We start from the raw sequence: 19,259 nt of genomic DNA, 5'->3' as shown, positions 1-19,259 counted from the left end.
GCCAGGCAATCTGGGGTATAGTATTCGACCCCCTCCGTCTTCCCCATACTGAAAGAGCGCTATGACCGCAGTAGATCTCCCTTCTCAGCATCACGAGCAATACCAAGCTTTCAAACAACTCGGCCTGAAGCTGGACATGTCCCGTGGCAAGCCAGCCCCCGAGCAACTGGATTTGTCGAATGCGCTGATGGCGTCGTTGGACGGCTACAAGGCCGCCGACGGCACCGATGGCCGCAACTACGGCGGCACCATCGGCCTGCCGGAAGCGCGCGAACTGTTCGGCAAGCTGCTGGACGTGCCTGCCGCGCAAGTGGTGGTCGACAGCAGCGCCAGCCTGTCGCTGATGCATGACGTGATCATCTACAGCCTGCTCAACGGCACGCCTGGCAATGCGCCGTGGGTGCGCGAGCCGGTGACCTTCCTGTGCCCGGTGCCAGGCTACGACCGCCACTTCGCCATCTGCGAAGCGCGCGGCATCAAGATGATCAACATTCCGATGACCGAAGCCGGTCCGGACATGGATCTGGTGGAAAAACTGGTGGCCGAGGATGCCAGCATCAAGGGCATGTGGTGCGTGCCGAAGTACAGCAATCCGGGCGGCGTGGTGTTTTCGGACGCCGTGGTGGCCCGCCTGGCGGCGATGAAGACGGCGGCGCCGGACTTCCGCCTGATGTGGGACGACGCTTATCGTTTCCACCATCTGGGCGAGCAAAAACTGGAAGTGGCCAATATCCTGGACGCCTGCGCCAAGGCCGGCAACCCGGACCGCGCGATCGTGTTCGCGTCGTCGTCGAAGGTGAGCTGGGCCGGTTCGGGCGTCGCCGCGCTGGCTGCCTCGCCGGCCAATATCGCCTGGTGGACCAAGCATGCGGGTATCCGCAGCATCGGCCCGGACAAGATCAACCAGCTGCGCCATGTGCGTTTCCTGAAGGATGTGGCGACGGTGGAAGCTTTGATGGAACAGCATCGTTTGCTGCTGAAGCCGAAGTTCGATGCTGTGCTGGCGCAGTTCGAGCACTATCTGGCGGATGTGCCGGGCGTGTCGTGGACCCGTCCGCAAGGCGGCTACTTCATCGATCTGGTGACGCCGGACGGTTCGGCCAAGCGCACCGTGGCGCTGGCCAAGGAAGCGGGCATCACGCTGACGCCGGCTGGTGCGGCTTTCCCTTACGGTAACGATCCTAAGGATAGCCATATCCGTATCGCGCCGAGTTTCCCGTCGCTGGATGAGATCACCAAGGCGGCGCAAGGTATTGCGTTGTCGCTGAAAGTGGCGTTGGCGGCGTAAGCCCGCACTGCGGCACACCAGGGTCAGACCCCGTACGGGGTCTGACCCTTTTGGGTTTTAAGGGGGGGGAGCGTCTTAAGCGGGCAAAAAAAAAGCGCCGGATTCGGCGCTTTTGATCTTTTTGCGGATTTTACTGATGCGTCACGCCGGGTACATTGTTCAGCCAAGGCTCGGTGACGTCGCGGATGGCGCGGTCGTTGGCCAGGATTTGTTTCAGCAGGTCGATCTTGCGCAGTCGCGGGGCGCCGCTCAGGGCTGGTACGCCGGTACCGGCTGCGCGGGCTTCGCTGGCGCATTGCGCTTCCAGGCGGCTCAGGCCGTCGAAATCACCCAGACGTGCGGCGGCGGCCATTTGATTGGTCAAACCGGCAATATTTTCGTACATCGAGAGGACTTCGGTGGAGGTCATGTTCTCACCCTGGCTAGTTAAAACGGATTACCGCATGTCCTGATTAACGTCGCCTTAAACGGGAACTTTAGGGTGTTTTGAAAAAATATTTGAAAAAAGTCGAAAAAAAGCCCCATGCGGGGCTTTTCGTGACTTAAAAAACAAGCTGGCTTATTTGACCAGCTCTTCCAGGCCGGCGCTCAGTTCGTCCGGCGACGGCATTTCGTCGATCAGCGCGTTGTCGTCCAGGCCCAGTTCCTCGGCCAGGTCGGACGGGTAGCAGGCGGCGATTTCGTCGTCGTTCAGGCCGGCCTGCTCGACGCGGGCGCGCCACGCTGCCAGCGAGACCACGGCGGCCAGGCGGTTCAGCTCGCCGTTATGGTGCGGCTCGGGGAAGGCCAGGATGGTTTCCGAGAAGGTCAGCGGGAACTTCCAGCGCTTGGCCAGTTCGGCGCCGACGTCGGCGAAGGTGAAGCCGAACGAGGTTTGCTCGGCGTCCAGGCGGCGCGAATCCAGCGGACCGGCCACCTTGTCGAGCGCCATCGCCTGTTCGGCCATCGCCGAGTGGATCACCAGCTGGCCGATGGCGTGCATCATGCCGATGGTGAAGGCGAGGTCGGTGTTTTCCTTGGTTTTCTTGGCAATCCACTTGGCCGACACCGCGGTGTGCAGGCTGTAGCGCCAGAATTGCTTGAGGTCGAGGCCGGGCACGGTCTTGAAGCCGCTGACCAGGCCGGAGCTGATGACCAGCGTGCGCACGGTCACGAAGCCAAGCATCAGCACCGCGTCTTCCACCGTGCCGATGCTGCGCGAGACGTGATAGTAGGCCGAGTTGGCCAGGCGCAGCAGCTTGGCGCTCAGCACAGGATCCGTCGACAGTTTCTTCGCGATCTCTTCGGTCGAAACGCTGGCCTTGTCGAAACTGCTGATCAGCTCTTCCACGACTTTAGGCGCGGTGGGCAACGCAGTTGGATTCTGGAACAGGGCATCAAGTTTCATATTTATCTCCTGGGTTGTTAGCGCGTTGCTATAGGCTAACTATATAGCGATTCGCCCGTTGAATGAAACAATTTTGCGGGGCGGGCGTCTCTTTTCTGCCGAGTTGCTACCATCTATTCCGTCAAATCCGCCGTTCGTCGCAAAGCCGCATCGCCGGGCGCGCCGCGGCGATACAGTGCACGCTGGCGTACCACGCCTGACATTCAACCAGATCCACGACCAAGGGACTCCCATGCACCCATCTGCAAGCAAGTTAAGCATCGCCGTATGCGCCGCCCTGATGCTGGCCGCGCCGCTGCGCGCCGAGCCGACCTCCGCCGCCCCATCGACCGCCGCCGCCAAAAGCGCGGTGCTGCCGGGCGACGATTTTTTTGATTACGTCAACGCCGACTGGCTCAACAGCGTCGAGATCCCGGCCGACCGCAGCGGCTGGGGCGTGGGCAATGCGCTGATCGAGGACACCAACCAGCGCATCGTCAAATTGATCGAGGCGATGGCGGCGCAGCCGGCCGACGCCGAGGCGAAGAAAATCGCCGACTACTACGCCGCCTTCATGGACGAGGCGGGGATCGAGGCCAGGGGCCTGGCGCCGTTGCAGCCGCTGCTGCAAAAGATCGCCGCCATAGCCGACAAGCGCGCGTTGGCCGAGGCGCTGGGCGGTTCGCTGCAAGCCGATGTCGATCCGCTCAACGCCACCAATTTCTTCACCGAAAACCTGTTCGGCCTGTGGGTCGCGCAAGGTTTGAAGGACTCGACGCACTACACGCCTTACCTGTTGCAAGGTGGACTGGGCATGCCGGACCGCGCCTACTATCTGGACGCCAAGCCGGCCATGCAAAAGCTGCGCGGCCAGTACCAGGCGCACATCGCCGCCACCTTCAAGCTGGCCGGCATCGCCGACGCGGATGCGCGCGCCGCGCGCGTGTTCGAACTGGAACGCAAGATCGCGCTGGCGCACGCCAGCCGCGAAGTGTCGTCCGACGTGCTGAAGGCCAACAACAACTGGAGCGCCGCCGATTTCGCGCGCAAGGCGCCGGGCCTGGACTGGAAGGCCTACTTCGCCAGCGCGGGCCTGGGCGAGCAGAAGAAATTCATCGTCTGGCATCCGACCGCCATCGTCGGCGCAGCCAAGCTGGTGCAGTCGGTGCCGTTGGAAACGTGGAAGGATTTCCTCACCTTCCACCGCATCAACAAGGCCAGCAGCGCGCTGCCGAAGGCGCTGGCCGACCAGCACTTCGATTTTTATGGCCGCACGCTGAACGGCACGCCTGAGCAATCGCTGCGCTGGAAACGCAGCCTGGCCGCCGTCAATGCGGCCATGCCTGATGCGCTGGGCAAGGTCTATGTCGCCAAGTATTTCCCGCCCGAGTCCAAGCAGCGCTTGCAGCAGATGGTGGGCAAGATCGTCGATGCCTTCCATACCCGCATCGACCAGCTGGCGTGGATGGCCCCGGCCACCAAGAAGGAAGCGCATGCCAAGCTGAAAACCTTGTACGTGGGCATAGGCTATCCGGAGAAGTGGGCCAGCTACGAGCAGCTGGACGTGGTGCCGGGCGATGCGCTGGGCAACCTGCTGCGCGCGCAACGCGTGCATACGCAACAGCAACTGGCCAAGCTGCATCAGCCGGTGGACCGCGCCGAGTGGTGCATGCCGGCGCAACTGGTCAACGCGGTGAACATGCCGATGCAGAATGCGATCAATTTCCCGGCCGCGATCCTGCAGCCGCCGTACTTTGACCCGAACGCCAGCGATGCGATGAACTACGGCGGCATCGGCGCCACCATCGGTCACGAGATCAGCCACAGCTTCGACGACCAGGGCGCGCAGTTCGATTCGCAAGGTCGCCTGCGTGATTGGTGGACTGCGTCCGACGGCAAGCATTTCAAGCAGGCCTCGGCGGCGTTGGCGGCGCAGTACTCGGCGTACAAGCCGTTCCCGGATTTGGCCATCAACGGCCAGCAGACCTTGAGCGAGAACCTGGCCGATCTGGCAGGGATCGCGGCATCGTACGACGCTTACCACACGACGTTGGACAAGCAGCGCGTGACGGCGGAAGCGGACCAGCAATTCTTCACCGGCTATGCGATGAGCTGGCGCGAGAAGCAGCGCGAAGCCGCGCTGCGCCGCGCGATCCTGACCGACGGCCATGCGCCGGACAAATGGCGCACCGCCACCGTCCGCAATATGGATGCGTGGTACCAGGCCTTCAACGTGCAGCCGGGACAGACCTTGTACCTGGCGCCGAAGGACCGCGTGCGCGTCTGGTAAGTTGAGCAAGAAGGATGTGCGGCGGGCGCTCCGGAAATCGGCGCCCGCCGTATATACTGGCGGCATGGAACCCGACCCTATCGAGCAGATCACTCACACCACGCTGCAGCACTACGAGCGCAACGCCGAGCAGTTTTTCGCCGGCACCATCGACCACGACGTCAGCCAAAACATCGCCGCCTTGCTGGCGGCGATACAAGGCCCAGCGCCATACCGCCTGCTGGACCTGGGCTGCGGTCCCGGCCGCGACCTGAAGACTTTCAAGAGCATGGGCCACGAAGCGATCGGCATCGATGGTTCGGCGCGATTCGTCGACATGGCGCGCGCCTACAGCGGCTGCGAAGCATGGCAGCAGGACTTCGTCAAACTCGATCTGCCCGCCGGTTTTTTCGACGGCGTCTACGCCAACGCCTCGCTGTTCCACGTGCCCAGCGCCGCGCTGCCGAAAGTGCTGAGCGACCTGCATGCCGCGCTGAAAACCGGCGGCGTGCTGTTCAGCTCCAATCCGCGCGGCGACAACCGTGAAGGCTGGAACGGCCCGCGCTACGGCAGCTACTACGATTACGACACCTGGGAGCGTTACTTGCTGGCAGCAGGATTTATCGCAGTCCAACATTACTATCGCCCCGAGGGCTTGCCGCGCGATCAGCAGCCCTGGCTGGCCAGCGTCTGGCGCAAAATCTGATTGCCGCCATGGGTGCGAAATCGCACAGAGCGCCAGCTAGCGTCTGCCTATAGTGGGGTCCATGCACTCAGCACAGCGCTGTGTGTCCTGTAGCTTCATCACCCACTAAGGAGTTCACTATGAACAAGGATCAAGTTAAAGGTACGGCGAAAGACATCGGCGGCAAAATCCAGGAAGAGGCCGGCAAGGTGGTCGGCAGTTCGGAGCAGCAAGCCAAGGGCCTGAACAAGCAAGCTGAAGGTAAGCTGCAAAAAGGCCTGGGCGACGCCAAGGAAGCCGTGAAAGACATCTCCAAAGGCAACCGCAACTAATCGTTGTAGCAAAAAAAACAGCCACGTGCGCTTAAGACGGTCAAGACCGTCCCAAGCCACGTGGCTGTTGTTGTTTGCAAGGTCCTGCGATTACTTCGTCGTTTCCGGCATCAAGTTCTTCTTGAAGAAGGCCTCGATGTTGCCGTACACATGGCGCTGCGGACCGCGCCCCGAGATGCCGTGCTTGGCGCCCGGATAGGTCATCAGCTCGAAGTGCACATTGCGCTTGACCAGCGCGTCGATCATGCGCGTGGTGTTGGTGAACAGCACGTTGTCATCGGCCATGCCGTGCATCAGCAGCAGCGGCGATTTCAGGCCGTCCAGGTGCGAGTACACGCCGCCCGATTCATAGCCGGCCGCGTTTTCTTTCGGCGTGCCCATGAACTGCTCGGTGTAGTGGGTGTCGTACAGCGACCAGTCGGTCACCGGCGCCACCGACACGCCCATCGCGATCTTGTCCGACGCTTCCGCCAGCAGGCGCAAGGTCATGAAACCACCGTAGCTCCAGCCGAACACGCCCACGCGCTTGGCGTCGACGAAGCTCTGCTTGCCCAGCCACTCGATGCCGGTCAGTTGGTCTTCGACCTCGACCTTGCCCAGGTTGTGGTAGTTGGCGTCGGTGAACACGCGCTCGCGGCGCGACGAACCGCGGTTGTCCAGTCGCCACACCACGAAGCCTTGCTGCGCCATGTACTGGTCGAAGAAGTTGCCCCAGCGGCGAGCCACGTGCTGCGAGTGCGGGCCGCCGTAGGTCGACAGGTAGACCGGGTATTTCTTGGTCGCGTCAAAGCCGCTCGGCTTGATCATCGAGTAGTACAGCGTCTGGCCGTCCTTGGCCTTCAGGCTGCCGTACTCGGTGCGCAGGTGGGCGTCCAGGTACTTGCCGTACGGGTGGGACGCGTTCAGCTCGTTGTGCTCCAGCCAGCTGATCATCGCGCCGTCCGGGCGGCGGATACTGACCTGCGGCGGCGTGTCCGGATCGGAATAGGTGTCGACGAACACTTCGCCGTTGCGGGCGAACGAGGAATCGTGCCAGCCGTCGCCCTGGGTGATGCGCACCGGCTTGTTGGCGGTGCTGCCGTCCAGCTTGAGCGCGTAGGTCTGGCTGTCGATCACGGCGTCGCGGTTCGATTGCACGAATACGCGGCCGCCTTTTTCATCCACGGCCAGCACGCGGTCGATGCCCCATTCGCCGCTGGAGATGGCGTGTTGCAGCTTGCCGTTCATATCGTACTGGTACAGGTGCTTGCGGCCGCTGCGCTCGGACGACCAGATGAAGCCCTTGTCGTTGCCGAGGAAGCGCAGGTCGTCGAAGATGCTGACCCAGGTCGGCGAGGTTTCGGTGATCAGCACTTTCTGCGCCAGCGTGGCGGCGTCGACCGACACCAGTTCCAGCGTCTTCTGGTCGCGGCTCTGGCGCTGGAACAGCAAGGCCTTGGCGCTGCCGCTCCAGTCGGCGCGCACCAGGTAGATGTCGGCGTTGGCGCCCAGCTCGACGTTGCGGATCTCGCCGCTGGTCGGCGAGACGATCTTCAGCTGTACCAGCACGTTCGGATCGCCGGCGGCAGGGTAGCGCTGCTCGACCACGTCGGTGCGGTCGGCGAAGATTTCAAAGCGGCGCACCACCGGCACCGGCGCTTCGTCGTAGCGCTTGTAGGCGATGGCGGAATCGTCCGGCGCCCAGAAGTAGCCGCTGGTCTGGCCCATTTCTTCCTGCGCCACGAACTCGGCTTCGGCGTTGTGGATGGTGCCCTTGCCGTCGCTGGTCAGCTGCTTTTCCTTGCCGCTGGTCAGGTCGATCACATACAGGTTCTGGTCGCGCACGAAGGACACGTAGCGGCCCTTCGGCGAAATCTTAGGATCGAGCACATTGCCCGATGCCACCATGCGCGCGGCGTCCGGCTTGCTGGCGTCGATCAGGTACAGGTTGCCGGCGATCGGCACCAGCAGCTGCTTGCCGTCCGGCGACCAGCTGTAGCTGAGGATGCCCTTCAGGCTGGCGGTGCGCTCGCGCTCGCGGCGGGCCTTCTCGGCGTCCGACAGGTTCTCTTCCGGCACCAGGATCTTGGAGTCGACCAGGCGGTGCGTGGTCTTGTCCTTCAGGTTGTATTCCCACAGGTCGAGCTGGAACTGGTTGTCGTCGCGGCCGCGCAGGAAGGTCACGCGGGCGCCGTCCGGCGACACCTTCAGGCTGCGCACGCCGGGGCCGCTCAGCGACGGGTCGGAATGCAGGCGGTCCAGGGTCAGTTTTTCGGCCGAGGCTTGGGAGCCGGCCAGCAGGGCGAGGAAGCAGAGGATGAAGCGCATGGAGTGAGTGTCTCTTGGTTATCAGAACCCAAGACGATACCAGACCGGCCGGTTTGTGGCGAGACGGCAATGTTCTGAATCCGCGCAGGAAAACCGTTTTTCCTTCGGCGTCGGTAACAGAGTGTATGGCCTCAGCCGGCCCGCGTCTCGGCCACCTGCCCCTCGGCCACCCGCGCCAGCGACAGCCGCTGCAGCGCCCAGCTCAGCAGCACGGCCGCCACCGTCAGCCCCAGCACCAGCCCGATCCAGAAGCCGGCCGCCGCCATCGGCTGCGCCGGCGCCCACGGCAGCCACTGCGGCGCCAGCCCCAGCCAGCAGCCCAGCGGCAGCGCGAAGCCCCAGAACGCCAGCAGCTGGATCTGCATCGGCTGGCGCGTGACCTTGTAGCCGCGGATCGCGCACGAGGTCGCCACTTGGGTGGCGTCCGACAGCTGGAACAGCGCGGCAAACAGCAGCAGCTGCACGCACAGCGCCTGCACCGCCGGGTCGGAGGTGTAGGCCTCGGCGATCTGCTGGCGGAACACCACGATGAACAGCGCCGACAGCACGGCAAACGCCAGCGACATCCACACCCCGGTCCAGGCCACGAAGCGGGCCCGCACCGGATTGCCTTCGCCCACCGCCTGGCCGACGCGGGTGATCAGCGCGATGCCAAAGCTGAGCGGCACCATGAACACCAGCGAGGAAAAGTTCAGCGCGATCTGGTGGGCGGAAATCTGCACCACGCCGTAGCGCGCGATCAACAGGCTGACCGCGCCGAACGCGCTGACCTCGGCGAAATAGGTGACGCCGATCGGCAGCCCCAGCCGCAGCATCGAGCGGATCTCCGGCCAGTGCGGCCATTCCCAGTGGGTGAACGGATAGGTGGCGCGGTAGGCCGGCGCCACGCGCATCCAGCCCAGCATGGCGGCCAGCATCAGCCACATGCACAGGCCGGTGGCGACCGCGCAGCCGACCCCGCCCAGCTTGGGCAAGCCCCAGTGGCCGAAGATCAGCAGCCAGTTGACCAGCACGTTGAATGCCAGGCCCAGCAGCGCGATCAGCATCACCGGCTTGGTCTCGTTGATGCTGGTGCTGTAGCCGTACAGCGCGCGGTAGGCGGCGAACGGCGGCAGGCCGATGCTGATCACGTGCACGAACAACTCGGCCTGGCGCTGCACATACGGGGTCAGGTACAGGTGGTCGAATAGCAGCGTCGCCAGGTTGGCCAGCAGCATGGCCGCCACGCCCACGCCCAGCGCCTTCCACAGCGATTGCCGCACCGCGTGCGGAATGCGCCCCAGCTCGCCGGCGCCGACGTCGTGCGCCACCACGCTGTTAATCGCCATCATGGTGCCGCTGACGGTGACCAGGATGATCGACCAGATCGAGGCCCCCAGCGACACCGCGCCCAGCTCGTCGGCGCTGGCGTGGCCGGTCATCGCCACGTCGGCCACGCCCATGCCGACCGTGGCCAGCTGGCCGATCAGCATCGGCCAGGCCAGGCGCCACAGGGCGGCGGTTTCACGGCGGAGATTGGGCAGGGTGAAGGCGTGGGGCATGCGCGGCGGTCAAAATAGGGCGGGCGACAATTCTAACCCGGTCCGCTTCAGTCCGCCGCGCTGTATCATTACATTTTCTTGCAATTTAGCCATATTGACTTGTCGGCCGAAGCGCTAGCATACGCGTTGTTAGTGCATGGCACTGGCTGATTAACTTTTTACCTGAGCGAGCTTCATCATGAAACCATTCCTGCACCGTCTGACCTGCGCCGCCGTTCTTCTGGCCGCGACCGCTGTTACCGCCCACGCGGGCGAGCTGACGCTGTACACCGATTCCAACTTCTCCGGTCAGCCGCTTACGCTGCGTGGCAACACGCCCGACCTGGCGCCGCTCGGCTTCAACGACCGCACCTCGTCGCTGATCGTGCGTTCCGGCACCTGGCAGCTGTGCGAGCACGCCAATTTCCAGGGCCGCTGCATGACGTTCGAACGCGGCGAGTACCGGCAGATGGACGGCTTCAACGACGCCGTCTCCTCGGTGCGCGAAGTCAGCGGCGGCGGCGGCCGCGATGGCCGTGACGAGCGCGACGACCGCGGCGGCCGCCGTGGCGACCGCGACGACGACCGTGGCTACGGCCACCGCCGCGACCCCATCGTGCTGTTTTCCAAGTCGCGCTTCAACGGCGCCAGGCTGGAGCTGCACAACAACGAGGTGCGCACCCTGGACCGCTATGACTTCAACGACCAGGCCGGCTCCGTCATCGTCAACGAAGGCCGCTGGGAACTGTGCGAGCACGCCGACTTCGGCGGCCGCTGCATCGTGCTGGATCCGGGCCGCTACGAGCGCCTGGAGGATATGAACAACCAGATCTCCTCGCTGCGCCGGGTGCGCTGACCGGCATGCGCTATCATGCAGGCCACCGCCCCGAACTGGAGACCAGGCCATGAACCGATTTCTGTGCGCCACCCTGCTGGGCGCCGCCGCGGCGGCGCAGGCGGGCGACATCACGTTGTACACGCGCGAGCATTTCGGCGGCCCGGCCTTGCAACTGCACGGCTCGGAGCCCGACCTCGACAAGCTGGGCTTCAACGACAAGACCTCCAGCGTGATCGTGCAGAACGGCACCTGGGAGGTCTGCGAGAACAAGCACTACAAGGGTAAATGCCTGGTGCTGGAAAAGGGCGAGTACGCCGAACTGAAAAATTTCAACGACATGATGTCGTCGGTGCGCGAAATCGACGCCAAGCCGGCCGCCAGCGACAAGCGCGAACATAAGTGACGAGGCGGACGGCGCCGGCGCCCGATAGGCGCTAGACTGTGGCATATGCATAGCGGGAGCGCGCAACGTGGAATACAAGGACTACTACCAGACCCTCGGCGTGGCCAAGACGGCCAGCGAGGATGACATCAAGAAAGCCTACCGCAAGCTGGTCCGGAAATACCATCCGGACGTCAGCAAGGAGGCCGATGCGCAGCACAAGACCCAGGAACTCAACGAAGCCTACGGCGTGCTGGGCGACGCCGAAAAGCGCGCCGCCTACGACGAGCTCGGGCGCGGCCACCAATACCGCGCCGGCCAGGAATTCCGTCCGCCGCCGGACTGGGGCCGTGGCTTCGGCAACGGCGGCGCCGGTGCCGGCGGCTTCGGCGGCGACCCGATGGGCAGCGACTTCTTTGCCGACCTGTTCGCCAACCTGGGCGGCGGCGGCCGTCGTCGCCAGGCGCCGCCCAGGCGCGGCGAGGACAGCCACGCCAGCATCACCATCGACCTGGCCGACAGCTACCACGGCGCCACCCGCACCATCGGCCTGACCGTGGCCGAGCGCGACGCCCAGGACCGCATCGTCACGCGCGAGCGCAACCTCAGCGTCAACATCCCCAAGGGCGTGACGGCCGGCCAGCAATTGCGGCTGTCGGGCCAGGGCCAGCCGGGCGCGGCCGGACCGGGCGACCTGTACCTGGAAATCCAGTTCCGCCCCAACGCCCGCTACCGCATCGACGGCCGCGACGTCTACGAAACGGTGCCGGTGGCGCCGTGGGAGCTGGCGCTGGGCGGCGAGATCGACGTCGCCACGCCGTCCGGCAAGGTCACCGTCACGGTGCCGGCCGGCTCGCAGACCGGCCGCAAGCTGCGCCTGCGCGGGCGCGGCATCCCCGGCAAGGACACCGGCGATCTCTACCTGTTGCTGGAGGTGGTGCTGCCGCCGGCCAGCAGCGACAAGGCACGCGAACTGTATCAAACGATGGCGCGCGAACTGGCGTTCAACCCGCGCGCGGGAGGATGAGCGATGGGACAGGCTATTTTGAATCCGGTGCTGGTCGATGAGGCCGCACTGACGGTGGAAGAACTGGCGCAAGCCTGCGCCGTCGAGCCGGACTGGGTGTTACAGCGGGTGCGCACCGGCATCCTGCTCGACGGCGCCGACGGCGACTACGTGGCCTGGCGTTTCACCAGCGCCGACCTGGTGCGCGCGCGCCGGCTGTGCCAGGTCGAGCGCGACTTCGACGCCAACGACGACGTCGCCGCGCTGGTGGTCGATCTGTCGGAAGAAATCCGCCGCCTGCGCGGCAAGCTCAGCGCCGCCGGAGTGAAATAGGCGAGGGCGCCGTCAAGCCGGGCGGGACGTCGGCCGTCGGCGGCGCGTGTTTCGTCTTGCCTTTCGGCTCGCCGTTCGGCTCGCCCTTGGGCTTGGCTGCCCCGGACTGATCGCTGAGGCGGTGGTACATATGGCTGACGCCCGGATCGCCGGCCACCGGCACCGGCCGCATATCGTGGTTGGGCAGCGGCGCGCCGGGCTGTTCCAGCTCCAGGAATTGCTGCATCAGCCAGCGCGTGGCCGGCCCCGGCTCCTCGTCGCCGCGCCGTATCACGTACAGAGGGAAGCTGAACGCGCTGCCCTCGCTGATGTGCAGCTGCACCAGTCGTCCCGCATCCAGGTCCCACTGCACGAACTCGACCGGCATATTGCCCCAGCCGATGCCGCTGCGCAGCAGCGCGTGCTTGGAGCTGAGGTCGCCCAGGCGCCAGTCGCGCAGGGCCAGCACGCCGAAGTCCTGGCCCTTGGTCAACGTACTGCGGTCGGTCAACACCAGCTGGGTGTGCTCGCGCAGCACCGTGCTGGGGATGATGCCCTCGATCTGCGCCAGCGGATGCTCGGGCGCGGCCACCGGCACCATGGTGACGAAGCCGCAGCTCTGGCGCTCGATGGTGTCCGGCGTGCCCGGCATCCAGCCGCTGATGCCGATGTGGCACTCCTGCTCCAGCACCAGCTGGGTGACGGCGCCCAGCGCCTCGGTGCGCAGGCGCATCGCCACGGTCGGGAATTCCTTCTGGAAGGCGTGCAGGATGCGCACCAGCTTGCAGGTCGAGAACATCACGTCGACCACCACCGACACCTCCGCCTCCAGCCCGGCCGACAGCGCCTTGGCGCGGGCTCGCATGCCGTCCACCTTGAGCGACACCGCGCGGGCATCGGCCAGCAGCGCCTTGCCGGCCTCGGTCAGCACCGGCTTGCGCTTGCTGCGGTCCAGCAGCTCGATGTTGAGCTGCTCCTCCAGGTTGGCGATGGTGTAGCTGATCACCGACTGCGTGCGGTGCAGCGCGCGCGCCGCGTGGGCGAAACCGCCATGGTCGATGACGGCGATGAACACACGCAGCTGGTCGAGGGAGGGAAGGCCGGGATCGCGCATATTGCACCTTGTTGAGAGTTTTATATCTAATATATCGATAGGTAGGATTTAAATTTACCCAGTTTCATCGATATTAAACTCGTTCTATGATGAATGCAATCCCTCCCACCCGAAAGGAAACAGCATCATGGCAACCGTACTCCACATCAACAGCAGTGTTCGTCAAACCGGCTCCCTGTCGCGCCAGCTCGGCGGCGAGTTCGTAGCAAAATGGCAAGCGGCCAACCCGTCCGGCACCGTCGTCACCCGCGACCTGGCCTCCAGCCCGGTGCCGCACCTGACCGAGCAGATGATGGGCGCCTACTTCACCCCGGCCGAGCAGCGCAACGCCGACCAGGCCCACACCATCAAGACCTCGGACACCTTGGTCGACGAACTGCTGGCCGCCGACACCATCGTCATCGGCGCGCCGATGTACAACTTCTCGGTGACCTCCGGCCTGAAAGCCTGGATCGACCACGTAGCGCGCGCCGGCCGCACCTTCAAGTACGGCGCCAACGGCCCTGAAGGCCTGGTCCACGGCAAGAAAGTTATCGTATTTGTCGCCAGTGGCGGCGTCTACAGCGAAGGCCCTGCGGCCGCCTACGACCACGTCACTACCTACCTGCGTTCGGTGCTGGGCTTCCTGGGCATGACCGACGTCACCTTCGTGGTCGCCGAAGGCGTGGCCATGGGCGAAGAAGCGGTGGCCGCCGCCGTCGCCAAGGGCCGCTCGAAGATCGAAGCGATCGCCGCTTAAGCGCAGTCCCCTCAATGAAAAACTCCCTGACGGCGGTTGCCGGCAGGGAGTTTTTTTGCGTCCGGGGCGCGCCCGTCAGCCGGGCACGTAGAAGCGGTACAGCGCCTTGTACGGCACCCGCGCTTCCTTGCCCAGTTCGGTCGTACTGCAGCCGCCGGCCGGCGCCTTGCCCGCTTCGGTCGCCAGCCTTTGCACGTAGCTGACGCGGCCGAAGGTGCCGTCGCCGCTGGCCGACTTGGCCGCCAGCAGCAGCCTCGGGATCGCCTGGCCGGCCGGATCGTCCTGTTTGGCCTTGACCTCGCCGACCACCTTGCTGCCGTCCAGGCCCTCCCAGGTCGGGCCGGCGTAGTGCTTGCCGAGGCTGGCGCCGGCGGCGTCGAACAGCGCCGCCTCGGGCGCCTTGAACACCCATTCCGTCTGGGCCGGAACGGCCTTGGCGGCGCTGCAGACATAGATCTGCACGCCGCTGGCGTTGGCCGCCAGCGACAGCCGGTGGCCGGCGGGCGCTTGCAGCGCGTCGGGCACCGTCACCGGCGGAAAACCGGTGCTGGCGCAACCGGACAGTGCGGCCGCCAGCGCGGCGGCGGAGAGCAGACGAGTGTTCATATGGTTTCCTCCATCTTGTTGAAAATGCATTTTACGCAAATTCGTGCGGCTTGGCCGATAATCCTCACCGTCGGCCCGCGCTATCGGGCAAAATCATATACAGTTAAGCAAGCATCGGAGCTCACATGAAACGCAACCTGCATCTGCTGATCATCGATCCGCAAAACGATTTTTGCGATCTGCCGGACAGCCACCTGCCGCTCGACCCGGCCACCCGCGCGCCGCACGCGCCGGCCTTGCCGGTGCTCGGCGCCCACCAGGATATGTTGCGCCTGGCCGGCCTGATCAACCGCGGCCGCGCCGGCCTGACCGCCATCAGCATCACGCTGGACTCGCACCATCGCTTCGACATCGCCCACCCGACCTTCTGGATCGCCCGCGACGGCGCGCCGGTGGCGCCGTTCACGCAGATCAGCGCGGCCGACGTGCGCGCCGAAAAATTCCTGCCGCGCCATGCCGGCGCCTTGCCGCTGGCGCTGAACTACCTCGACAAACTGGAGGCGGCGGGCCGCTACCGGCTGATGGTGTGGCCGGTGCATTGCGAGATCGGCACCTGGGGCCACAACGTCCACGATCATGTGCGTGCCGCCTACGGCGCCTGGGAGGAAGCTTCGCTGGGCATCGTCGCCAAGCTGGCCAAGGGCTCGAACCCGTGGACCGAGCACTATTCCGCCGTGATGGCCGAGGTGCCGGACGCCGACGACCCGGACACCCAGCTCAACACCAAGTTCATCGCCTCGCTGGCCGAGGCCGACCAGGTCTACATCGCCGGCGAGGCCGGCAGCCACTGCGTCAAGGCCACGGTCGAGCACATCGTCGAGCACTTCGGCGGGCAGCCCTTGTCCAAGCTGGTCCTGCTGACCGACTGCATCAGCCCCGTGACCGGCTTCGAGCCGCAATACCAGGCCTTCCTGCAAGCGATGCAGGCGCGCGGCGTGCAGCTGCGGCAGGCGGCCGACGTGCTGCCCGAACTGCTGGCCAACGCCAGCCGCGCGCTGGGAACGGACCCCGCATGAACCAACCCATCGTCCGCAGCCTGCTGGAGACCGATTTATACAAGTTCACCATGTGGCAGGCGCTGTTGCACGGCCATCCGAACTCGCACACCGAGTACGAGTTTGTCTGCCGCAACGCCACCGCCTATCCGCTGACCGAGCTGCTGCCCGACATCGAACGCGAGCTCGACCACCTGTGCTCGATGAGCTTCCGCGACGAGGAGCTGAACTACCTGCGCTCGCTGCGTTACATCAAGAGCGATTTCGTCGACTTCCTCACCGTGTTCCGTTTCCAGCGCAAGTTCATCGAGGTGCGCGCCGACGGCGCCACGCTGGTGATCCACGCCAGCGGCCCACAGGTGCACGTGATGGGCTTTGAGATCTATGTGCTCTACATCGTCAACGAGCTGTACTTCCGCCGCTTCGACGGCGCCGCCGCGCTGGAGGAGGGCCGCGCGCGCCTGAGCGCCAAGATCGCCGCCCTGAAGGCCTTCGGCGCCGAGCCGGCCAGGCGCCACCCCTTCGAATTCTCCGACTTCGGCACCCGCCGCCGCTACTCGGCCGCCTGGCACGACGAAGTGGTGCAGCGGCTGGCGCGCGAAGTGCCGCAATACTTCAAGGGCACTTCCAACGTCTACCAGGCGATGAAGTTCGGCCTGGTGCCGATCGGCACCATGGCGCACGAATACATGCAGTCGTTCCAGGCCTTCGGCGTGCGCCTGCGCGATTTCCAGAAAGCCTCGCTGGAAGCCTGGGTGCAGGAATACCGGGGCGACCTCGGCGTCGCCCTGACCGACGTGGTCGGCATGGACGCCTTCCTCGACGACTTCGACCTGTACTTCGCCAAGCTGTTCGACGGCCTGCGCCACGATTCCGGCGACCCGGTGGTGTGGGGCGAAAAAGCGCTGGCCCACTACGCCGCGCTGCGGGTCGACGCCAACACCAAGCGCCTGGTGTTCTCCGACGGCCTGAAGCTGGAGACCGCGTTCGCGCTGTACCGCCACTTCGCCGACCGCATCATGACCGGCTTCGGCATCGGCACCCACCTGACCAACGACGTCGGCCTGACGCCGCTGAACATCGTCATGAAGCTGGTGTGCTGCAACGGCCAGTCGGTGGCCAAGCTGTCCGACTCGCCCGGCAAGACGCTATGCAAGGACGAGACCTTCCTGGCCTATCTGCGGCAAGTGTTCAACCACCCGGCGGCCTGACATGGACAGCATGCGCTACCTGTACCTGCTCAACGCCGCCATGTACGCCGTCATCGGCGCGGCGCTGCTGCTGGTATGGCGACGCCACCGCAACCAGGCCTTCGCCCACCACATGGGTTGCTCGACGCTGTTCGCCGCGCTGATCCCGCTGGCCTACCTGATCCATACCACCGCGCCGGCGCCGTTCGACCGCCTGGGCATGCCGCTGGTGCTGGTCGGCGCCATCTCCAACCTGCTGTTCCTCGGCTCCGGCGTGATGCAGCTGGCCGGCCGCCGCCTGCCGCGCGGCGTCGCCATCGCCATCGGTGTGGCCGCCGCCGCCGCGCTGGTGGCGCCGGACGTCGCCGGCAAGCTGTTCTACTGGCCGCTGTGCAATATGCTGGTGCTGTGCGGACTGGGCGCGCTGGCCACCCGCTGGCTGTGGTCCACCCACGCGCTGGAGCGCCTGGTCGGTCCCTTGCTGATCCTGCTGGGCCTGAACCAGCTGCTGCTGGTGCTGTACGGCGAGCAGGGCATTGCCGCCAACATCGTGTTCGGCACCGTGCTGCGCGCCGCGATCGGCACCGTCTTCATGCTGAGCGCGCTGGACGGTGCGCTGCGCGACGCCGGCAAGCTAGCCGCCCGCTTCCAGTTGCTGACCGAGCACTCGGTGCAGGGCGTGGTGGTCACCGACGGCCAGCGCATCCTGTACGCCAATCCGGCGGTGCGCGGCATCTACGGCATGCCGCTGGGGCAGGGCAACTACACGGTGTTTGCCGACCTGCCGCCGGAGAGCTTCAGCGACGAGCAATTGCAGCGCCAGCACCGCCTGCTGCAGGAAGGCAAGCTCGACATCGCCAGCTGGGAAGGCCGGCGCGAAGTGGCCGGCGGCCGCGAACTGGAGCTGCGCTTCGAAGCGTGGCGGGTCGAATGGGACGGCGTCGGCGCCACCCAGATCCTGATCACCGACGACACCGAGCGCAACGCCAGCGCCCGCGCGCTGGTGCACCAGGCCACGCACGACAAGCTGACCGGCCTGCCCAACCGCGCCGTGCTGATGCAGCGCCTGCGGGAGTACTGCTACCTGGCCGACGGCTCCTTGCACTGCACGCTGGTGGTGCTGAATATCGACCGCTTCAAACTGTTCAACCAGAGCCAGGGCCATGTGACGGGCGACCACGTGCTCAAGGCCTTCGCCGCCAAGCTCAAGGACGCGCTCGGCGCGCGCGCCGAATTGATACGGCTGGGCGGCGACGAATTCGCCATCGTCGACCCCGACGAAGGCAATGCGCGAGACATCGCCGAGCGCTTGAAAAACGCCTGCGTGCAGGCGCTCACCGTGCCGGGCGGCGAATACTTCATCGACGCCTCGATGGGCATGGCGGTCTTCCCCGACAACGCCGGCAACGCCGAAGCGCTGCTGCGCGCCGCCAACGCCGCCATGTACCAGGCCAAGCGCACCCCGGGCACCGCGCTGGCCATGGCCGAACAGCGCTTCGAGCAGATGTCGAGCCAGACGCTGGACAACGAGCAGGCGCTGCGCAAAGGCATCAAGAACCACGAGATCTATCTGGACTACCAGCCCAAGATCGACGCCGTGACCGGCAAGCTGCTGGGCTTTGAGGCGCTGGCGCGCTGGGTGCGGCCGGGCATTGGCTGGGTCAGTCCGGTGGAATTCATCGCCATCGCCGAGCGCACCGGCTTGATCCCGGAGCTGGGCGCCATGCTGCTGGGGCAAGCCTGCCGCCAGATCGCCGTCTGGTGCGCCGAGCTGGGCGATTGCGTGCCGGTGGCGGTCAACGTCTCGCCGATGCAGCTGCTCAATCGCGGTTTCCTGCAGATCGTCGAGCAGACGCTGAGCGAGACCGCCATCCCGCCGCGTTGCCTGACCTTGGAGATCACCGAAAGCGCCGCGGTCGACAACCTCGACGACACCCGGCTGCAGTTGCAACACCTGAGCACCTTGGGCATCGACGTCGCGATGGATGATTTCGGCACCGGCTTCTCGTCGCTGAGCATGCTGCGCCAGCTGCCGTTGAGTACGGTGAAAATCGACCGCGGCCTGATCGACCCGCTGCCGGCGCCGGACGCGGTGGCGGTGGTCAAGGCGATCTGCCAGCTGGCCGCCGCGCTCGACCTGCAGGTGGTGGCCGAAGGCATAGAAACGCTGGAGCAAGCGGTGGCCGCGCGCGACGCCGGCTGCCACGCCTTGCAGGGTTTCTTCTACGCGCGAGCGCTGACCGTGGCCGACGCCGGCGAATGGATGCGGCGCCAGCAGGCCGAAGCGGCCGGCCTGCTGTCCACCTGATT

Annotated in this window: 18 protein-coding genes; 12 read left to right on the top strand and 6 right to left on the bottom strand. The window is 65.4% G+C overall.

What is annotated here, in order from left to right; all coding sequences use genetic code 11:
• Window positions 1–61 precede the first annotated feature (61 nt).
• On the top strand, window positions 62–1,288 hold the full coding sequence (locus tag V6M89_RS19765; RefSeq protein ID WP_332854774.1) for an aminotransferase class I/II-fold pyridoxal phosphate-dependent enzyme: 1,227 nt from the start codon (window positions 62–64) through the stop codon (window positions 1,286–1,288).
• Window positions 1,289–1,418: 130 nt separating this feature from the next.
• On the opposite strand, the gene V6M89_RS19760 is transcribed toward V6M89_RS19765, so the two are convergent.
• Together V6M89_RS19760 and V6M89_RS19755 are read right to left on the bottom strand one after the other, a co-directional pair.
• Window positions 1,419–1,697, bottom strand: a complete 279-nt coding sequence (locus V6M89_RS19760) for a flagellar protein FliT (protein ID WP_332854773.1) — start codon at window positions 1,695–1,697, stop codon at window positions 1,419–1,421.
• A gap of 150 nt (window positions 1,698–1,847) precedes the next feature.
• Window positions 1,848–2,675, bottom strand: coding sequence for an HDOD domain-containing protein (locus tag V6M89_RS19755; protein WP_332854772.1), 828 nt, complete (start codon window positions 2,673–2,675; stop codon window positions 1,848–1,850).
• Between the two features lie 232 nt (window positions 2,676–2,907).
• On the opposite strand from V6M89_RS19755, the gene V6M89_RS19750 reads away from it, so the two are divergent.
• The 3 genes from V6M89_RS19750 to V6M89_RS19740 all read left to right on the top strand — a co-directional run bounded on the left by V6M89_RS19750 (window position 2,908) and on the right by V6M89_RS19740 (window position 5,940).
• Window positions 2,908–4,944: a M13 family metallopeptidase gene (locus V6M89_RS19750; protein WP_332854771.1), complete on the top strand. Its 2,037-nt coding sequence runs from the start codon at window positions 2,908–2,910 to the stop codon at window positions 4,942–4,944.
• Between the two features lie 64 nt (window positions 4,945–5,008).
• Complete coding sequence (locus V6M89_RS19745) at window positions 5,009–5,629, top strand: class I SAM-dependent methyltransferase (RefSeq protein ID WP_332854770.1); 621 nt, start codon at window positions 5,009–5,011, stop codon at window positions 5,627–5,629.
• Between the two features lie 119 nt (window positions 5,630–5,748).
• Entirely contained in the window at window positions 5,749–5,940 is a 192-nt protein-coding gene (locus V6M89_RS19740; RefSeq protein ID WP_332854769.1) for a CsbD family protein, read from the top strand.
• Between the two features lie 90 nt (window positions 5,941–6,030).
• Here the strand turns inward: V6M89_RS19740 and V6M89_RS19735 are convergent, their stop codons facing one another.
• Window positions 6,031–8,247 carry a S9 family peptidase gene (locus tag V6M89_RS19735; protein ID WP_332854768.1) on the bottom strand — a complete coding sequence of 739 codons (2,217 nt, stop codon included), beginning with the start codon at window positions 8,245–8,247 and terminating at the stop codon, window positions 6,031–6,033.
• 131 nt (window positions 8,248–8,378) lie between these two features.
• Window positions 8,379–9,788: an MATE family efflux transporter gene (locus V6M89_RS19730; protein ID WP_332854767.1), complete on the bottom strand. Its 1,410-nt coding sequence runs from the start codon at window positions 9,786–9,788 to the stop codon at window positions 8,379–8,381.
• A 178-nt stretch (window positions 9,789–9,966) separates the two neighbouring features.
• On the opposite strand from V6M89_RS19730, the gene V6M89_RS19725 reads away from it, so the two are divergent.
• The 4 genes from V6M89_RS19725 to V6M89_RS19710 all read left to right on the top strand — a co-directional run bounded on the left by V6M89_RS19725 (window position 9,967) and on the right by V6M89_RS19710 (window position 12,326).
• Window positions 9,967–10,623, top strand: a complete 657-nt coding sequence (locus V6M89_RS19725; RefSeq protein ID WP_332854766.1) for a beta/gamma crystallin-related protein — start codon at window positions 9,967–9,969, stop codon at window positions 10,621–10,623.
• Window positions 10,624–10,672: 49 nt separating this feature from the next.
• Window positions 10,673–11,008 carry a beta/gamma crystallin-related protein gene (locus V6M89_RS19720; protein WP_332854765.1) on the top strand — a complete coding sequence of 112 codons (336 nt, stop codon included), beginning with the start codon at window positions 10,673–10,675 and terminating at the stop codon, window positions 11,006–11,008.
• A 67-nt stretch (window positions 11,009–11,075) separates the two neighbouring features.
• Window positions 11,076–12,014 carry a DnaJ C-terminal domain-containing protein gene (locus tag V6M89_RS19715; RefSeq protein ID WP_332854764.1) on the top strand — a complete coding sequence of 313 codons (939 nt, stop codon included), beginning with the start codon at window positions 11,076–11,078 and terminating at the stop codon, window positions 12,012–12,014.
• A 3-nt stretch (window positions 12,015–12,017) separates the two neighbouring features.
• Window positions 12,018–12,326: a MerR family transcriptional regulator gene (locus V6M89_RS19710; RefSeq protein WP_332854763.1), complete on the top strand. Its 309-nt coding sequence runs from the start codon at window positions 12,018–12,020 to the stop codon at window positions 12,324–12,326.
• Here the strand turns inward: V6M89_RS19710 and V6M89_RS19705 are convergent.
• Complete coding sequence (locus V6M89_RS19705; RefSeq protein ID WP_332854762.1) at window positions 12,304–13,419, bottom strand: LysR family transcriptional regulator; 1,116 nt, start codon at window positions 13,417–13,419, stop codon at window positions 12,304–12,306. The genes V6M89_RS19710 and V6M89_RS19705 overlap by 23 nt on opposite strands.
• Window positions 13,420–13,546: 127 nt before the next feature.
• Between V6M89_RS19705 and V6M89_RS19700 the strand changes: the two genes are divergently transcribed.
• The gene (locus tag V6M89_RS19700; protein WP_332854761.1) at window positions 13,547–14,158 is read left to right on the top strand and encodes an FMN-dependent NADH-azoreductase; all 612 of its coding nucleotides are present in this window, start codon (window positions 13,547–13,549) and stop codon (window positions 14,156–14,158) included.
• A gap of 75 nt (window positions 14,159–14,233) precedes the next feature.
• Here V6M89_RS19700 and V6M89_RS19695 read toward each other — a convergent pair whose 3' ends face one another.
• Window positions 14,234–14,764 (bottom strand): DUF3455 domain-containing protein, encoded by a 531-nt coding sequence (locus V6M89_RS19695; protein WP_332854760.1) that lies wholly within the window; start codon window positions 14,762–14,764, stop codon window positions 14,234–14,236.
• A gap of 125 nt (window positions 14,765–14,889) precedes the next feature.
• Here V6M89_RS19695 and V6M89_RS19690 point away from each other — a divergent pair, with 125 nt between their 5' ends.
• From V6M89_RS19690 to V6M89_RS19680, 3 genes are read left to right on the top strand one after another with little or no spacing between them, the layout of a single operon-like run.
• Window positions 14,890–15,780, top strand: coding sequence for a cysteine hydrolase (locus V6M89_RS19690; RefSeq protein WP_332854759.1), 891 nt, complete (start codon window positions 14,890–14,892; stop codon window positions 15,778–15,780).
• A complete protein-coding gene (gene pncB, locus V6M89_RS19685) occupies window positions 15,777–16,970 on the top strand; it encodes a nicotinate phosphoribosyltransferase (RefSeq protein WP_332854758.1) in 1,194 nt (397 codons plus the stop codon). Before V6M89_RS19690 ends, pncB begins: the two co-directional genes overlap by 4 nt.
• Before the next feature lies 1 nt (window position 16,971).
• Window positions 16,972–19,257 carry a putative bifunctional diguanylate cyclase/phosphodiesterase gene (locus V6M89_RS19680; protein ID WP_332854757.1) on the top strand — a complete coding sequence of 762 codons (2,286 nt, stop codon included), beginning with the start codon at window positions 16,972–16,974 and terminating at the stop codon, window positions 19,255–19,257.
• The last annotated feature ends 2 nt before the right edge of the window (window positions 19,258–19,259 follow it).

Source organism: Duganella sp. S19_KUP01_CR8 (genome assembly GCF_036688705.1).
Classification (GTDB): Bacteria; Pseudomonadota; Gammaproteobacteria; order Burkholderiales; family Burkholderiaceae_D; genus Rugamonas.
Note: the sequence above shows the minus strand (reverse complement) of the source record. Positions and strands in the feature narration are given on the sequence as shown.

Coding starts and splice junctions, on each gene's coding strand:
- V6M89_RS19765 (WP_332854774.1), top strand. CDS start 62: ATGACCGCAGTAGATCTCCCTTCTCAGCATCACGAGCAATACCAAGCT.
- V6M89_RS19760 (WP_332854773.1), bottom strand. CDS start 1,697: ATGACCTCCACCGAAGTCCTCTCGATGTACGAAAATATTGCCGGTTTG.
- V6M89_RS19755 (WP_332854772.1), bottom strand. CDS start 2,675: ATGAAACTTGATGCCCTGTTCCAGAATCCAACTGCGTTGCCCACCGCG.
- V6M89_RS19750 (WP_332854771.1), top strand. CDS start 2,908: ATGCACCCATCTGCAAGCAAGTTAAGCATCGCCGTATGCGCCGCCCTG.
- V6M89_RS19745 (WP_332854770.1), top strand. CDS start 5,009: ATGGAACCCGACCCTATCGAGCAGATCACTCACACCACGCTGCAGCAC.
- V6M89_RS19740 (WP_332854769.1), top strand. CDS start 5,749: ATGAACAAGGATCAAGTTAAAGGTACGGCGAAAGACATCGGCGGCAAA.
- V6M89_RS19735 (WP_332854768.1), bottom strand. CDS start 8,247: ATGCGCTTCATCCTCTGCTTCCTCGCCCTGCTGGCCGGCTCCCAAGCC.
- V6M89_RS19730 (WP_332854767.1), bottom strand. CDS start 9,788: ATGCCCCACGCCTTCACCCTGCCCAATCTCCGCCGTGAAACCGCCGCC.
- V6M89_RS19725 (WP_332854766.1), top strand. CDS start 9,967: ATGAAACCATTCCTGCACCGTCTGACCTGCGCCGCCGTTCTTCTGGCC.
- V6M89_RS19720 (WP_332854765.1), top strand. CDS start 10,673: ATGAACCGATTTCTGTGCGCCACCCTGCTGGGCGCCGCCGCGGCGGCG.
- V6M89_RS19710 (WP_332854763.1), top strand. CDS start 12,018: ATGGGACAGGCTATTTTGAATCCGGTGCTGGTCGATGAGGCCGCACTG.
- V6M89_RS19705 (WP_332854762.1), bottom strand. CDS start 13,419: ATGCGCGATCCCGGCCTTCCCTCCCTCGACCAGCTGCGTGTGTTCATC.
- V6M89_RS19700 (WP_332854761.1), top strand. CDS start 13,547: ATGGCAACCGTACTCCACATCAACAGCAGTGTTCGTCAAACCGGCTCC.
- V6M89_RS19695 (WP_332854760.1), bottom strand. CDS start 14,764: ATGAACACTCGTCTGCTCTCCGCCGCCGCGCTGGCGGCCGCACTGTCC.
- V6M89_RS19690 (WP_332854759.1), top strand. CDS start 14,890: ATGAAACGCAACCTGCATCTGCTGATCATCGATCCGCAAAACGATTTT.
- pncB (WP_332854758.1), top strand. CDS start 15,777: ATGAACCAACCCATCGTCCGCAGCCTGCTGGAGACCGATTTATACAAG.
- V6M89_RS19680 (WP_332854757.1), top strand. CDS start 16,972: ATGGACAGCATGCGCTACCTGTACCTGCTCAACGCCGCCATGTACGCC.